The 16,188-nt window shown below is 54.7% G+C and carries 13 protein-coding genes; 5 read left to right on the plus strand and 8 right to left on the minus strand.

Features of this window, described 5'->3' with window-relative positions; translation table 11 throughout:
- Positions 1–190 precede the first annotated feature (190 nt).
- The gene (locus R9X49_RS01845; protein WP_319846989.1) at positions 191–1,384 is read left to right on the plus strand and encodes a nicotinamide mononucleotide deamidase-related protein YfaY; all 1,194 of its coding nucleotides are present in this window, start codon (positions 191–193) and stop codon (positions 1,382–1,384) included.
- Positions 1,385–1,790: 406 nt separating this feature from the next.
- Here the strand turns inward: R9X49_RS01845 and R9X49_RS01850 are convergent, their stop codons facing one another.
- The 3 genes from R9X49_RS01850 to tesA all read right to left on the minus strand — a co-directional run bounded on the left by R9X49_RS01850 (position 1,791) and on the right by tesA (position 4,244).
- Positions 1,791–2,651, minus strand: a complete 861-nt coding sequence (locus R9X49_RS01850) for a co-chaperone YbbN (protein WP_319846990.1) — start codon at positions 2,649–2,651, stop codon at positions 1,791–1,793.
- A 110-nt stretch (positions 2,652–2,761) separates the two neighbouring features.
- Positions 2,762–3,532, minus strand: coding sequence for an SDR family oxidoreductase (locus tag R9X49_RS01855; RefSeq protein WP_319846991.1), 771 nt, complete (start codon positions 3,530–3,532; stop codon positions 2,762–2,764).
- A 28-nt stretch (positions 3,533–3,560) separates the two neighbouring features.
- Positions 3,561–4,244: a multifunctional acyl-CoA thioesterase I/protease I/lysophospholipase L1 gene (gene tesA, locus R9X49_RS01860; protein WP_319846992.1), complete on the minus strand. Its 684-nt coding sequence runs from the start codon at positions 4,242–4,244 to the stop codon at positions 3,561–3,563.
- On the opposite strand from tesA, the gene ybbA reads away from it, so the two are divergent.
- Positions 4,167–4,898 carry a putative ABC transporter ATP-binding protein YbbA gene (ybbA, locus tag R9X49_RS01865; RefSeq protein WP_052198332.1) on the plus strand — a complete coding sequence of 244 codons (732 nt, stop codon included), beginning with the start codon at positions 4,167–4,169 and terminating at the stop codon, positions 4,896–4,898. The genes tesA and ybbA overlap by 78 nt on opposite strands.
- Entirely contained in the window at positions 4,895–7,324 is a 2,430-nt protein-coding gene (ybbP, locus tag R9X49_RS01870) for a putative ABC transporter permease subunit YbbP (RefSeq protein ID WP_319846993.1), read from the plus strand. Before ybbA ends, ybbP begins: the two co-directional genes overlap by 4 nt.
- A gap of 397 nt (positions 7,325–7,721) precedes the next feature.
- Here the strand turns inward: ybbP and speG are convergent, their stop codons facing one another.
- The 5 genes from speG to purM all read right to left on the minus strand — a co-directional run bounded on the left by speG (position 7,722) and on the right by purM (position 13,646).
- Positions 7,722–8,297: a spermidine N1-acetyltransferase gene (gene speG, locus R9X49_RS01875; protein ID WP_319846994.1), complete on the minus strand. Its 576-nt coding sequence runs from the start codon at positions 8,295–8,297 to the stop codon at positions 7,722–7,724.
- A gap of 167 nt (positions 8,298–8,464) precedes the next feature.
- Positions 8,465–10,591, minus strand: a complete 2,127-nt coding sequence (locus tag R9X49_RS01880; protein WP_319846995.1) for a TonB-dependent siderophore receptor — start codon at positions 10,589–10,591, stop codon at positions 8,465–8,467.
- A complete protein-coding gene (locus tag R9X49_RS01885; RefSeq protein ID WP_319846996.1) occupies positions 10,584–11,690 on the minus strand; it encodes an ABC transporter substrate-binding protein in 1,107 nt (368 codons plus the stop codon). Before R9X49_RS01885 ends, R9X49_RS01880 begins: the two co-directional genes overlap by 8 nt.
- A gap of 280 nt (positions 11,691–11,970) precedes the next feature.
- Positions 11,971–12,609 (minus strand): phosphoribosylglycinamide formyltransferase, encoded by a 639-nt coding sequence (gene purN, locus R9X49_RS01890; RefSeq protein WP_319846997.1) that lies wholly within the window; start codon positions 12,607–12,609, stop codon positions 11,971–11,973.
- Complete coding sequence (gene purM, locus R9X49_RS01895) at positions 12,609–13,646, minus strand: phosphoribosylformylglycinamidine cyclo-ligase (RefSeq protein ID WP_319846998.1); 1,038 nt, start codon at positions 13,644–13,646, stop codon at positions 12,609–12,611. The genes purN and purM overlap by 1 nt, the downstream gene beginning before the upstream one ends.
- A 340-nt stretch (positions 13,647–13,986) precedes the next feature.
- Between purM and upp the strand changes: the two genes are divergently transcribed.
- Positions 13,987–14,613, plus strand: coding sequence for a uracil phosphoribosyltransferase (gene upp, locus R9X49_RS01900; RefSeq protein ID WP_014914591.1), 627 nt, complete (start codon positions 13,987–13,989; stop codon positions 14,611–14,613).
- 229 nt (positions 14,614–14,842) lie between these two features.
- On the plus strand, positions 14,843–16,132 hold the full coding sequence (gene uraA, locus R9X49_RS01905) for a uracil permease (RefSeq protein ID WP_319846999.1): 1,290 nt from the start codon (positions 14,843–14,845) through the stop codon (positions 16,130–16,132).
- Positions 16,133–16,188: the final 56 nt, after the last annotated feature.

A 16,188-nucleotide genomic window follows, 5' to 3' on the forward strand; every position in this document is an offset into this window, starting at 1 on the left:
GATATTTTTGGCAGCAGGGTAGAGTATTCAGTGATTTCTGTCAAAACGCCGTTACGAGGGGTGTAATCTTATATTTACACTGGAGCGCGGCTCATTGGCTGCGTGTGTTCTCAGGCTGGCTGAAAGAAATATTGTGTTTGTTCATCCGACTTTTTAAAGTGGTTTCAGGATCGTCACGAGGAATAAAAAAATGCTTAGGGTCGAGATGTTATGTACCGGCGATGAAGTGCTGCATGGTCAGATTATTGATACCAATGCGGCCTGGTTGGCGGATTATTTGTTTCAACAGGGATTACCGATGACCAGCCGGATGACGGTGGGGGACGATCTCGATGCGCTGGTGACTGCAATAACGCAGCGTAGCCAGATAGCCGATATCCTGATTGTGAACGGTGGTTTGGGGCCGACCAGCGACGATCTCAGCGCTTTGGCGGCAGCCACCGCAGCAGGAGAAGGACTGGTTGAGCACGCGGAATGGCTGGCGCGTATGGAGGCTTTTTTTGCCGAACGCGGCAGAGTGATGGCACCCAGCAACCGCAAACAGGCGCAAATCCCCGCCAGTGCGGAAATGGTGGATAACCCGGTGGGCACTGCTTGCGGTTTCGCGCTGCGCTTGAACAAGTGCCTGATGTTTTTTACACCGGGTGTCCCGTCTGAGTTCAAGGTCATGGTCGATCAGCAGATTATGCCGCGCCTGCGCGAGCGTTTTGCTGTTGCCGATGCGCCGCTGTGTCTGCGCCTGACCACCTTTGGCCGCTCTGAAAGCGATCTGGCAAGTCAGTTGGATGGCATGGCGTTACCGCCGGGTGTGGTGCTGGGCTACCGCTCTTCTATGCCGATTATCGAGCTGAAGCTGACCGGCCCAGCTGCACAGCAGGAAAAGATGGTGCAGCTGTGGGAAACGGTGCGCGCCGTGGCCGGGGAAAATACTATCTTTGAAGGAACAGAAGGGCTGCCAGCACAGTTGGCACGGCGTCTGGCCGAACGTGATATGACGCTGGCAGTGAGCGAACACTTCACGGCAGGATTGCTCAACTGGCAGCTTCAGTCGGCGAATGTTTCGCTGGCGGGCGGAGAGCTGCTGGCAAACGTTGAGGATGCCAGCCTGTCTGGGCTAGCAGACTATGCTCGCCATCTGGCGGAGCGACAGGGCGCGTCGTTAGCGCTGGTCGTGGGAAATCGGAACGATGCCGAGCTGTCATTGGCGCTGCATACGCCGGAAGGATCTTTCGCCCAAACGATACAGTTCAACGTACAGCGCTACAGCCTGAAAACGCATCAGGAAGTCGTTGCGATGCTGGCGATGAACATGCTGCGCCGCTGGCTAAACGGCTGGTCAGTGTATGGCGGACATGGCTGGATCTCAGTATTGAAGACGCTGTAGTCAGCGGGGGATTGAGGGTCTCTGCCTGGCTGTATTTCTATTCGGCTTTCTGGGGAGTTTCGTGCGCGATGATACCGTTATTTTCATGCTACCTCGTAGCACGCGCCCGACAAGGGACGGCTCAAACGCCGCTCGCCCCTTGACCCCAGGCTTTTCGGCGGAAATTATGCCGCTAACGCGGTGCCTTCGTCGGTATCAGGCTTAACGGACCGCTTGCGACACGTTCCCGACGTGGCGCAAGCTTTCGCCGCGTCCTGCGGCTCATCCTAAGCCTGCTATCTCCTCAGCATAATTTTTTACGCCGAGTTAGCACACCCGAAATCATCGTATCAATCCAATATAGGCGAGGACGAATGTTTGAAATAAGAAGGCCAGAATCAACGTTCTGGCCTTTTTCACAAGAGAATCAATATAATAACGAATAAAGCTGCCGACGGTAGCGGGCGGCAAGGGCGTCGCTGGTGCCGAGGGCGGCCATGATGTCCATCAGCGTTTTACGCGCGTTGCCGTTAGCAACGGCCAGATCTTTCTTCAGGAATCCCATCAGCAGCTCAAGCGCTTCCTCATTACGTCCGACCTGATGCAGTTGCAGCGCCAGCTGTACCGCCAGTTCCGCATTTTGCGGGTCGGCGTCCAATTGCTGCTGTAGATGCTGAATTTCCGGCGTATCTGCTGCCTGTTTTAGCAATTCAATCTGAGCAATGAGGCTGTGATAGCGCGTGTCTTGATCTTGCAAAGGAATGGTGGCTAATACGGCTTCGGCCTCTTCGCTGCGTTTAATTTGAATCTGCACTTCCGCCAGCATCAGACCGATATCGCTGCGCTGCTGGCTGAGTTGCCAGGCGTCTTTCAGTAACTGCATCGCTTCTGGCAGTTTATCTTCCTGAATCAGCTGCTGTGCCTGTGCGACTTTCAGCTCTTCTTCTTTCGGCAGCGCGCGTTTCAGTAATTCACGAATGGCTTCTTCCGGCTGTGGCCCCTGAAAACCGTCCAGCGGTTGGCCATCTTTAAACAGATAAACGGTTGGAATTGAACGCAGGCCAAACTGAGCGGCGACGCGCTGCTCGGCATCACAGTCAACCTTCGCCAGAACGAACTGCCCGGCGTATTCCTGCGCCAGCTTGTCCAGCACCGGTTCTAGTTCCAGACAGTGCTGGCTACGCGCCGACCAGAAGTAAAACAGGACTGGCAGTGTCATGGAGTGTTCCAACACCTGATGCAGGTTGGATTCGTTGACGTCAACGATAGTCGCTTGTTGTTCTAACATGAGTAGTCTCTCTTACTTCCTGAATGCGTTTGACCCTTAGATGGGGCCTGTCGGTGTCACTTGCAAGCCTCGTACAGAGGCAAGTGCGCAATACCTCACCTTCTGAGGTTTTATCCCCGTAATACCTTATCCAGCAGACACCCCGGTAGCAGGCGGCGCAGCCAGGTTAAGGCGTGAGCCACCAGCGTGACGGGATAGCGTAATTTAGGACGCGCACTTTCCAGCGCATGATGGAGCTTCGGCAATATCGCTTCCGGCGGCAGCGTGAAGCGCTTAGCGATGCCGGGGTTAGTCACCGGCTTATCTGTCTGCGTCTGTGCGACGTTGCTGGTAAAGCGTGTACTGATCGGGCCGGGCTCGATCAGGCTGACGTGCAGGCCGCTACCGTGGAGTTCCATACGCAACGCATCTGACCAGGCTTCCAGCGCATATTTGCTGGCGGCATACGCGCCGCGCCCCGGCGTGGACACCAGCCCCAGAACGGAACTGGTCTGGATGATGCGGCCTTCGCCATGCGGCAACATCGCGGGTAGCAGCAACTGGGTGAGCTGATGCGTGCCGAACAGATTGCTGGAAAACTGCTGTTCAAGCTGCTGGCGCGAAATAGTATTCAGCGGGCCATACAGGCCGTATCCGGCGTTATTAAACAAACCGTACAGGCGGTTATCGGTCAGTCTGATCACCTCCGCTGCCGCTTGTTCCACGCTGGCGCTGTCATCCAGATCGAGCGTAATCGCTTCCAAACCCAGCGTGGTCAGACGTGCGACATCCTCTGCGCGGCGGCAGGCTGCAATCACGCGATAGCCGCGCTTTTGCAGATCCTGAGCGGCAATCAGGCCAATGCCGCTGGAGCAACCCGTAATGAAGACCGTTTTTTGCATAACTTTACCTAATTCAAAAGCCTATTTATTAAGACTCATGGTTAACTAAGGGTTCCAGCTGCTTCGCCATCCATTCTGCGATAAACGGTTGGGCATCCCGGGTTGGATGGATGCCATCTTCCATCATCCACTCCGGTTTAAGATACACCTGCTCCATAAAGAAAGGCAGCAGCGGAAGCGCAAACTGCTCCGCTAATTTGGGGTAGATATTGCTGAATGACTCGGTATAGCGACGGCCATAGTTGGTCGGCAAACGGATCTGCATAATCAGAGGCTGAGCGTTAGCCTGTTTGACCAGCGTGATGATTTTCGTCAGATCTTGCTCAATGTTAGGGGCCGGAAATCCCCGAAGGCCATCATTGCCGCCCAGTTCAATCAATACCCAACGCGGCTGATGCTGTTTCAACAGGGCAGGAAGACGCGCCAGTGCTTGTGCGGTGGTGTCTCCACTAATACTGGCGTTAACCACCGCGACGCCTTTTTTCTGCGTCTGCCACTGCGTGTTCAGCAGCGTTGGCCATGCGTTAGCGATCGGCATCTGATAGCCCGCACTGAGGCTATCGCCCAGAATTAATAATGTGTCAGCGGCGAAAGCGCGTACGCTGCATAATCCCAGAAGCAAAAGGACGAAAACATGTTTGCGAAGACCAGCCCAGCGAGTGCTACGCCAAGCGAAACTGCGCACGTAGAAAACATTCTTGAAGTTCATCATCTTAGTAAACACGTTGGTCAGGGAGAAAATCGGCTTTCCATCCTTACCGGAGTTGAGCTTATTGTCAAACCTGCGCAGACAATTGCCCTGATTGGGGAATCCGGTTCGGGCAAATCAACGTTGCTGGGGATTCTGGCCGGGCTGGATGATGGCACAGAGGGTGAAGTGAGCCTGATGGGTAAATCGCTAAACGCGCTGGACGAAGAAGGTCGCGCGGCGCTGCGTGCCCAGCATGTCGGTTTTGTCTTTCAGTCTTTCATGCTGGTGCCGACGCTGAATGCGTTGGAGAACGTGCAACTACCCGCGTTGCTGCGCGGTGAAAGCGACAGCCACAGCCGCGGACAGGCCGAACAGCTGTTACAACAGCTTGGACTGGGTGAGCGCTTACATCATCTTCCCGCTCAGCTTTCCGGCGGTGAACAGCAGCGTGTGGCGCTGGCGCGTGCGTTTAGCGGTCGTCCCAACGTCTTGTTTGCCGATGAACCTACCGGAAATCTGGATCGTAAAACCGGTGAGCGCATTGTTGATCTGCTGTTTTCCCTCAATCGCGACTATGCCACCACGCTGATTCTGGTGACGCACGATGAACAACTGGCAGCACGCTGTGAGCGACGCCTGCGGTTAGTCGACGGCAAGCTGCGGGAGGACGCATGATCTGGCGGTGGTTCTGGCGCGAATGGCGCTCTCCTTCCTTATTGATTGTCTGGCTGGCGTTAACGTTGGCCGTTGCCTGCGTGCTGGCGCTGGGCACGATCAGCGACCGCATGGAAAAAGGGCTCAGTCAGCAGAGCCGGGATTTTCTGGCGGGCGACCGCGTGCTGCGTGCGTCGCGACCTGTCGCGGAAACCTGGCTTCAGGATGCGCAGCAGCGCGGGCTGACGCTCAGTCGTCAGATTTCTTTCATGACCATGACGTTCGCAGGCGATACGCCGCAGCTGGCGCAGGTTAAAGCCACCGACCAACGCTATCCGCTGTACGGCAATTTGCAGACGCGTCCTGAAGGGCTGCATGCTGAGGCGGGAGCTGTGCTGGTGGCGCCGCGCCTGCTGGCGTTACTTGGGCTGAAAGTTGGTGACATGCTGGACGTCGGCGATACTTCGCTGCGCATTAGCGGCGAGCTGATTCAGGAACCGGATGCCGGCTTTAACCCGTTTGAGACCGCACCGCGTATTCTGATGAATCTGGATGATGTCGAGAAAACCGGTGCGATTCAGCCGGGGGGCCGTATTACCTGGCGCTACATGTTTTCCGGCAATGAGAAGCAGATTAGTGAATTTGGCAATTTCATCAAACCACAGCTCAAGCCCGATCAGCGCTGGTATGGCATGGAAGATTCCGAAGGCGCGCTGAGCCAGTCGTTAAAACGGTCGCAGCAGTTCCTGTTGCTGTCGGCGCTGCTGACGCTGTTGCTGTCTATCGCCGCAGTGGCGGTGGCGATGGGGCACTACTGCCGCAGCCGCTATGATTTGGTCGCCATTCTGAAAACGCTGGGGGCAGGCAAACAGGCGCTGAGGCGATTAATCATCGGGCAGTGGCTTTCTGTACTTGGGCTGGCGGCGGTTTGCGGTAGCGTGCTCGGTCTGGGGTTTGAGGCGCTGTTGATGAAAATGCTGGCGCCAGTGCTGCCTGCGACACTGCCAGCCTCCGGGTTGTGGCCGTGGGTATGGGCGCTGGGATCGCTGGTGCTGATCTCGCTGCTGGTTGGGCTGCGTCCGTATCGACTGCTGCTGGCGACACAGCCACTGCGCGTGTTACGTCAGGATGTGGTGGCGAACATATGGCCGCTGCGCTATTACCTGCCGATTGTCCTGCTTATTGTTGTTGGGTTGCTGGCCGTGTTGTCCGGTGGCGGTGTGCTGCTATGGTCGCTGCTTGGCGGCATGGCGGTGCTGTCGCTCTTGCTGGGTGTCATTGGCTGGGGCGGTCTGCTGTTGTTACGGCGTCTGACGGTTAAACGACTGGCGTTGCGTCTGGCGATTAATCGCCTGTTGCGCCAGCCGTGGTCGACGCTCAGCCAGTTGGCCGCCTTTTCGCTGTCCTTCATGCTATTGGCGCTGCTGCTGGTGATGCGCGGTGATTTACTGGAGCGCTGGCAGCAGCAATTGCCGCCGGGTAGCCCAAACTATTTCCTGCTGAATATCACGAAGGAACAGGTGCCACAGGTGGAGGATTTCCTCTCTCAGCATGATGTGACGCCGGAGCAATTCTTCCCGATTATTCGTGCGCGGCTGACGGAGATTAATCAGCAGGTTGCGACGGAAGTGATCCACGAGGACGATCCGGGTGGCAACACGGTGAACCGTGAACTGAACCTGACCTGGATGAACGGAATCCCGCAGCATAACGTACTGGTGGAAGGCGACGCACCGAAGGCGGGTGAAGTCTCGATGGAAGCGAAAGAAGCCAAAGAGATGGGGATCAAGATTGGCGATACGCTGACCTTCACTGGCGACACGCAACCGTTTAGCGCAACGGTGACCAGCTTCCGTCAGGTAGACTGGGAAAGCCTGCGTCCGAATTTCTTCTTTATTTTCCCCGTAGGGGCGTTGGATAACCAGCCGCAGTCCTGGCTGACCAGCTTCCGCTACGATGGTGATGAGAAGATGATTACGCAGTTGAATCGCCAGTTCCCGACGGTGAGCGTGCTGGATATCGGCAGTATTCTGCGTCAGGTTGGGCAGGTCTTGCAGCAGGTAAGCCGCGCGCTGGAGATTATGGTCATTCTGGTACTGTTCTGTGGCGTGCTGCTGTTGCTGGCACAGATCCAGGTCGGAATGCGTCAGCGACGTCAGGAACTGATGGTATATCGCACGCTGGGAGCTGGGCTACGCCTGCTGCGCACCACGCTGTGGTGTGAATTTGCGGTGCTGGGTCTGGTGGCGGGAACGGCGGCGGCGATTGGCGCAGAATCGGCACTGTGGCTGTTGCAGCGGAAGGTCTTTAACTTTGCCTGGGAACCGAATGTCACGATGTGGATAACGCTCCCGTTAATCGCGGCGTTCCTTCTGTCGCTCTGCGGCGGCTGGCTGGGGCTAAGGCTCTTGCGCGGTAAAGCGCTATTCCGGCAATTCGCGGGGTAAAAAATGTATTTACTGAGTAAGCTTCAGGCAATAAACACAATAGCGTGATGGTTTTGCTCATCATCCGGCGTAAGAAATTATGCAGAGGAGATAGCAGGTTTAGGATGAGCCGCATGGACGCGGCGAAAGCTTGCGCCACGCCGGGAGCGTGTCGCAAGCGGTCCGTTAAGCCTGATACCGACGAAGGTATCGCGCAGCGACATAATTTAGCCGGAAAGCTTGGGTTCGCAGGGCGGCGGCGACTGAGCGCCCTGCGTCGGGCGCGTGCTACGAGATAGCATGAAATGACAGCATTATGGCGCACGAAACTGTCTCTGAATCTACATAAAACGAACCACAGAGATTGCGCTAAAGGGGAAATAAATCGCTTGAGGCCAGCGATGCTGGCCTCTTTACCTTACTGGCTGATAGAACTCCCCGGCGCTTCGCCGCCGGTTCCCGTCACGGTTTTGTGCTTTGCCATATATTGATGTTGGAAAATGCACATGCGGATCGTGTTGCGGTATTCACCGTTGATGAAAAACTCGTGGATCAGCTCGCCTTCGACCTCAAACCCTAGCTTGCTGTAGATGTGGATTGCTTTCTTGTTTTCCTTATCCACAATCAAATACAGCTTGTAGAGGTTCAACACCGAGAAGCCATAATCCATCGCCAGCTTGGCTGCCGCGCTGGCATAGCCGTGGCCTTGATAGGCCGGGTCGATAATGATCTGAAATTCCGCGCGACGGTGGATGTGGTTAATCTCCACCAGCTCAACCAGGCCTACTTTGGTCTGCTCATGTTCAATAATGAAGCGCCGCTCGCTCTGGTCATGAATATGCTTGTCGTACAGATCGCTGAGTTCGACAAAGGCCTCGTAAGGCTCTTCAAACCAATAACGCATCACACTGGCATTGTTATCCAACTGATGAACAAAAGTGAGATCGTCCCGCTCCAGCGGTCGTAGCCGAACGGAATTGCTCGTACCGGACATAATGAATCCTTAATTGATAAAAGAGACGTGAACCGTGGTTATCGGGGTCACGTTGGCATGGGTATGCCAACGCTAGTATAGCGGCGGGGAGGCTGGCGCTGAACTCCCAATGTGGAATGGCAAGTAGCAAAATGCCCCGTATCGATGAGACACGGGGATAAAGTGCATTAGAAATCGACGCTGGCGCGTAGCACCACCTGACGCGGCTCGCCGATGGCGACGCGCAGATTGTTACCGCTGGATGGATAATAGGTCTGGTCGAACAGGTTCTTCACGTTGAGCTGCCATTTCACTTTGTAGCCGTTGAGCGGCAGGCTATAGGCAACAAACGCATCGGCGACGGTGTAATCATCCAAATAGAAGGTGTTTGCTGCATCACCCGCGCGGCGGCTGACATAGCGCGCACCTGCACCTGCACGCAGATCGTCACCGGCTGCCAGGCCAATGTTGCCGAAGTCCTGTGTCAAGAACAGTGAGGCGGTATGACGGGCTGCATTGGGCATGCGTTTACCGGTGTTTTCCGGGTCAGCAGTGACGTGAGCATCGGTGTAGGCATAAGAACCGATCAGGCTCAATGAATCGGTGAGGCTACCCGCCAGATCCAGTTCAACACCCTGCGAGCGCACTTTCCCTGCTGTACGGTAAAGATTGTCATCAACCTTGACCATGACGTTTTGTTTTTCAATATCGAACAGGGCTACGTTACCGGTAATACGATTGGGCAGATCCAGTTTGGCGCCAATTTCGTAAGATTTGCCGATTTCAGGCGGCAGGGCACCGATATTATTGGCAATATTGCTGTTAGGCTTAAATGAGCCGCTGTAGCTGGCATAGAGCGATGAATACGACGTCAGGCTGTAAATGATGCCCGCACGTGGCACAACGCGATGGTATGAGCTGTCCGTGTTGGTGATGAAAGGACGCCCTTTACCTGCCATTACATCGAATGTGTCATAACGCAGACCGCCCAGTAACTGCCAGCGGTCGTTAAGACGGATAGCATCCTGCATAAAGAATGCCTTGCTGTCGATATTTTCACGCTGATCGCTGTCTTTCGCGTTAACGGCGGTAGAGGCGGGAAGCTGGCCGTATACGGGGTTATAGATGTTGAATCCTGAAGTCGCTGTGCCGCGAATCATATCGCCACGGAATGTTCTATCGGCTTCATAATCAAACCCAAACAGTAACTGGTGATTGATTCGGCCCCAGTCAACGTCGCCATTCAGCGTGAGCTGGACAATTTGCGCCTGGCTATGTGCATAGCCTGTAGCGTCTGGCTGGCGTGTCAGGACTCCCGTATTGGCATTGTATTTCGTGGCGCGCGCCTGATTGTCGCTGTAGCGGTTGCGGTTGTACGAGTAGGTCAGGCTGCTTTTCCAGCGGTCATTCAGGTTGCGATCAACCTGCATGGTGACGCTGTCCTGATCGCCGCGTGTCGCATTGTAGCTTTCATCAAAGCGGCGGTCGCGCGGTGTATTAACCGGCTTGCCTGTCTTCGGATCGATAAGGGTGCCGCGATCGAAAGGTGTCAGGTATTCCATATGTTCGTAGGATACGCGCACCGTGGTGTCTTCGCCGTACCACATTAGCGATGGAGCCACTGTCGTCTGGCGGTTACGCCCGAAGTTGCGCCAGTAGTCGGTTTCATCATGATCGACCACCATCCGGTAAGCCAAACCAGACGTGCCTAACGGGCCAGTGACATCAAGCTGTCCGCCGCCGCCCTTGAAGCTACTTCCCCAGCCTTCAATGTGCGTTTTCTGTACCAGTTCAGGCTTTTTGCTGATGATATTGATCACGCCGCCGGGCTCGCCCATGCCGTAGAGCATGGAGGCTGGGCCTTTCAGCACTTCGACGCGCTCGCTGCTGGGCGTGAAGTTGCGCGCCTGAATGGAGCGCACACCGTCACGAAAGATTGAACCGTCGCGATTATCGCCGAAGCCACGTTTGATGACGGCATCTTGCGTGCCGCCCAGCGTATTCGACTGGGTGATACCGCTGACGTTATACAGTGCTTCATCAATATTGCGTACAGCACGATCGTCGAGTACCTGAGTCGGAACGACGTTGACGGCCTGTGGAACATCCAACAGGCGGCTTTCGGTGCGAGTGCCTGTCACGGTTTTATGCGGCTGATAGCCGGTCTCTTTTCCTGCCTGAGCACCCGTGGTGGCACTTACCACCATAGTGTCTTCTTTGCCATCAACGATGGCTGCCTGAATGCTAAACGGCAACAGCGCCAGCAGCGGCCAGCCGTGGCGGAACGCGGCCTTTTTTATAAAAAACTTATTCATGCGAAATCTGACTCCAATAAATCCCTGAAAATTCAAGAGGTAAAAACTGTTGATAGAGTTGTTGTAGTGTTTGTTGCGGATCGATATCAGTAAACCGATCCGGGTAGAGCGCTTTGGCAAACATTTCGACCATCACGACGTGGTACGGGCTGAGGTAGAAGTTGTGCCACATGCTCCAGGCTCGGCCTGTTTGCACGGCTTGCAGGTGAGACAAAATAGGTTCCTGGCGGATAAGCGTGTCGAAGCTCTCTTTCGCCTGTGCGGCGTTAACCAGCGGGCCGAGCATCAAACTGGAGAAGCGTTTGCCTTCCGGCCCGGCCATGCCGGTGGCGATGTAGACATCGGGATTGGCGGCTAGCACGTGCTCCGGGCTCAATTCCCCGTAGACGCTGCTGATGGTGCCGCTGGCAATATTCTCGCCGCCGGCGAAAGTCAGCAGGTCGCCAAGGCTGCCGCCGACCGCCGTGGTACAGCAGGTGTCTCGTCTGCCCAGATGCAGATGCAGCATGACCGTCGGTTTTTTGCCATGGTATTGCGCGATACGCTGGCGAATCACGTCCATATGCTGCTGATAGAAATTGCTGAAGGCGGTAGCGCGCTGAGGCTGATTCAGCACCTCGCCGAGCAGGCGAATACTGGGCAACGTGTTATTAAGCAGGTCGATGCGCAGATCGACATAAATAAATGGGATCCCGGCACGAGTCAGCGTTTGTTGCAGCAAATCTTCATTGGTCGCGTTTTTTGCCAACCGAGGAAGAATGACCAGATCGGGTTTTAGCGGCAGCAGCATCTCTGCGTTCATCGCTTGCAGGCTGCCGTTACCTAACAGTGGGATCTGGTTAAGCTGTGGGAACTTTTCGGTATAGCGTGACCAGCTTTGTGCATCGTAGCGCGCCATATCGCCCGGCCAGCCGACGACATGCTTTGCCGGGTTATCAGGCTGAAGCAGCGCCAGCGTATACAGCATGCGACTCTCGCCCAGAATGATGCGCTGGGGGCTATCTGGGATCTCCACCTGTCGACCCAAAATGTCAGTGACGGTTTTTGCCTGCAAAAGCGGGCTGAGAAAAAGCAGGCAAAGCAGTAAGGCAGTACGCATGATGGAGTTCACAGAATTTAGGATGGGGAAAGATAATCATTGTCATTTTCGTTTTCAACCGATGAAAAGTACGTGTAATTTCGGTTGAGGGAAATCTTCTTTTTTATCCGAGGCTTAGTGATTTTTTTTCGTAAAGATTAGTAAATATTTAAAGCGTAGAGAGAGGCGTGAAAACAGCGGTGCTTCGCGTGGATAGGAAAAGAAAGAGGCAAAGAAGAATAAGCAATATAGGGAAGTAAGGCTCCGAGGAGAGCCTTACTAAGATGATGAACAGACAGAATTACTCGGCGGCGTAGCCCTGCGGTGGAATACGCACGCTGTCCAGCCAGGCTTCATTATCCCGCATCACCAGTCTGCCATTCAGGAACCAGTTAATGACCATCGGATAAATCGTGTGCTCGTGCGTTTTTACGCGCTCGCTCAGGCTTTCTTCGGTGTCGTCACTAAATACAGGTACCTTCGCTTGCAGAATCAGTGGGCCGCCGTCCAGTTCATCGGTGACAAAATGTACGGAAGTTCCATGTTCCCGATCGCCATTTTCCAGCGCCTTGCGGTGCGTATGCAGGCCGGGATACTTAGGTAGCAGAGAAGGGTGAATGTTCAGCATTTTGCCGGCAAACTGGGCAACAAAGTCCGGGCTAAGAATCCGCATGTAGCCTGCTAAGATCACCAGCGCCGGATCATATTGCTCAATTTCGTTTGCTAGTGCGGCATCAAATGCAGCACGGTCGGCAAAGTCTTCAGGGTTCAGGACGCACGTAGGAATATCCGCATTCTGTGCGCGTTCTAGCCCGTACGCCTCCGCATTATTACTGAATACGGCGGCGATCTTTCCCTTGAGGCGTCCGTTCTTACAGGCGTCAATCAACGCCTGTAAGTTGCTTCCATGACCTGAAATCAGCACAACGATGTTTTTCATCAGTTAATAACCACTGCGTCTCCGGCATCGGTTTGAGTAATGACGCCGATTTTCCATGCGTTTTCGCCGCTGCTGTTGAGTAATGCAACGGCCTCGTCTGCCTGTTCGGTTGGCAGTGCGATGATCATACCAACACCGCAGTTAAAAGTGCGATACATTTCGTGGCGGCTGACATTCCCAGCCTGTTGCAGCCAGTTGAAAACCGCAGGCCATTGCCAGCTGGATTCGTCGATAGTCGCCTGCATACCTTCTGGCAGAACGCGTGGGATATTTTCCCAGAAGCCGCCGCCAGTCAGGTGAGAAATCGCATGGACGTCCACTTTCTCAATCAGGGACAGTATGGATTTCACGTAGATTTTGGTCGGTGCCAACAGGTGATCGGCCAGCGGTTTGCCTTCCAGTTCGAACTGCTCTGGATCAGTTTTGCTGACTTCAAGCACTTTGCGTACCAGAGAATAGCCGTTTGAGTGTGGGCCGCTGGACGCGAGGGCAACCAGAACATCGCCGTTCTGGACTTTGCTGCCGTCGATGATTTCTGATTTTTCTACAACACCGACGCAGAAGCCAGCAACGTCGTAGTCTTCGCCGTGGTACATGCCCGGCATTTCGGCAGTTTCGCCACCGACCAGCGCACAGCCTGATTGCTTACAGCCTTCCGCGATACCGGTAATCACGCTGGCAGCGGTATCGACATCCAGTTTGCCCGTGGCGTAATAGTCGAGGAAGAACAGCGGCTCAGCGCCCTGAACCACCAGATCGTTTACGCACATCGCAACCAGATCGATACCAATCGTATCGTGGCGCTTCAGATCCATCGCCAGGCGCAGTTTGGTGCCGACTCCGTCAGTGCCGGAAACCAGAATCGGTTCGCGGTATTTTTGCGGTAAGGCGCACAAGGCACCGAAACCACCCAATCCACCCATAACTTCCGGGCGACGGGTCTGTTTCACTACACCTTTGATACGGTCGACCAATGCATTGCCTGCATCGATATCCACGCCTGCGTCTTTATAGCTGAGAGAGGTTTTGTCGGTCACTGCTGAGTCCCCACGAAGGTTACGGGTCGTATTCAGAAAACACGGTATTATTTAGAAAACATACTGTGGTAAAAATAGTGCGCGCTAATTCTAACAGTGTAGGCAATCGTTTGCGAGTGATGAGTCATCGGCTGGCTATTTTTCGTTGATGGCGACAATTTCTCTTCTCGGTTGATCTGGATCAGGCTTAATCATATGGCGCTAAGTAAAAAAGGCGGTATAATCCCGCGATTTTTTTTACGACGGGCTCTCGTGCCCGCCGCCCTGCGGGCCGCCGCAAGCGGTGTTTAAAAACGCGCTTGGCGTTTTTGTCCGTCCACTAGCCGATGGGGAGATAATGATGAAGATCGTCGAGGTGAAACACCCACTCGTCAAACACAAACTGGGTTTGATGCGTGAGAACGATATTAGCACTAAGCGTTTTCGTGAGCTGGCTTCCGAAGTGGGAAGTTTGCTGACTTACGAAGCAACGGCCGATCTGGCAACCGAAAAGGTCACCATTGATGGCTGGTGCGGTCCGGTTGAAGTCGATCAGATCAAAGGCAAGAAAATTACCGTCGTACCGATTCTGCGTGCAGGGTTGGGAATGATGGAAGGCGTGCTGGAAAATGTCCCTAGCGCGCGTATCAGCGTTGTCGGCATCTACCGTGATGAAGAAACGCTGGAACCTGTTCCTTATTTCCAGAAGTTGGTTTCCAATATCGAAGAGCGCATGGCGCTGGTGGTTGACCCAATGCTGGCGACCGGCGGCTCAATGATCGCGACGATCGATCTGCTGAAAAAAGCAGGCTGCCACAGCATTAAGGTGTTGGTGTTGGTCGCGGCTCCAGAAGGGATTGCCGCACTGGAAAAAGCTCACCCGGATATTGAGCTTTACACAGCATCCATCGATAAAGGCCTCAACGAGCAGGGTTACATCATGCCGGGCCTGGGCGATGCGGGCGATAAAATATTTGGTACGAAATAACAGGTAAGCCGACTTATTAGTCGGCTTTTTTTTGGCGGGAACCTAAGTATTCCCTATGGTTTGCCATAGCCCGTGTTACGTCACACGCGGCTCTTTTATACATCAGCAGTCACCATTTTCCTGCTTCACTACGGTGGGGCGGGGTGCGTCTGGCTGTGATAATAAGTGCGGGTCTACCTGCACACATAAATAGCAACACTAGATAACAACACTACAGAGGATATTGAAGATGACTCGTCGCGCCATCGGGGTAAGTGAACGACCACCCTTGTTACAAACCATCCCGTTGAGTTTCCAGCATCTGTTTGCGATGTTTGGCGCTACCGTACTGGTACCCATTCTGTTCAAGATCAATCCGGCAACCGTACTGTTATTCAACGGTGTCGGTACGCTGCTGTATTTATTCATTTGTAAGGGAAAAATCCCGGCATACCTGGGATCGAGCTTCGCGTTCATTTCTCCGGTTTTACTGCTGCTACCGCTGGGGTACGAAGTCGCGCTGGGTGGTTTCATCATGTGCGGCGTGTTGTTCTGTCTCGTGGCGCTGATTGTTAAGAAAGCGGGGACTGGCTGGTTGAATGTGCTGTTTCCGCCTGCGGCGATGGGGGCGATTGTTGCGGTTATCGGCCTTGAGCTGGCTGGTGTGGCGGCGGGAATGGCCGGGCTGCTGCCTGCCGATGGCGCTTCTGTCGATTCCACTGCGGTGACAATTTCACTGGCGACGCTGGCGATCACCATTCTGGGATCGGTGCTGTTTCGCGGTTTCCTGGCGATCATTCCGATTCTGATCGGGGTACTGGCAGGTTATGCGCTGTCGTTCGCGCTGGGCGTGGTGGATTTGACCCCGATTCGTGAAGCGCACTGGTTCGCGATGCCGACATTCTATACGCCGCGCTTTGAGTGGTTTGCCATTCTGGCGATTCTGCCTGCGGCGCTGGTGGTGATTGCAGAGCACGTCGGCCATCTGGTGGTGACGGCGAATATCGTGAAGAAAGATCTGATGCGTGAACCGGGGCTGCACCGCTCCATGTTCGCCAACGGCATTTCTACCGTGCTGTCCGGTTTCTTTGGCTCCACGCCGAACACGACCTACGGCGAAAACATCGGTGTGCTGGCGATTACCAAAGTGTACAGCACCTGGGTGATCGGCGGTGCAGCAATCCTCGCGATTCTGCTTTCCTGCGTGGGCAAACTGGCGGCGGCGATTCAGGCTGTACCCGTTCCCGTCATGGGCGGCGTATCGCTGTTGCTGTACGGCGTGATTGGGGCGTCTGGTATTCGCGTACTGATTGAATCCAAAGTGGATTACAACAAAGCGCAAAACCTGATCCTGACCTCCGTGATCCTGATCATCGGCGTTAGCGGCGCGAAAGTGCATCTGGGCGCGACCGAGCTGAAAGGCATGGCGCTGGCGACCGTTGTCGGTATCGGGATGAGTCTGGTATTTAAGGTTATTAGCCTGTTCCGCAAAGAGGAAGAGATCCTCGATGCGCCGGAAGAGAACGACGTACGTCCATAACCGCGTCAGTTTCCCTGTTGAGGCCGTGCATATCGCGTCCTCAACAGGGCCCGGTT

It is taken from the genome of Pectobacterium carotovorum (genome assembly GCF_033898505.1).
Classification (GTDB): Bacteria; Pseudomonadota; Gammaproteobacteria; order Enterobacterales; family Enterobacteriaceae; genus Pectobacterium; species Pectobacterium carotovorum_J.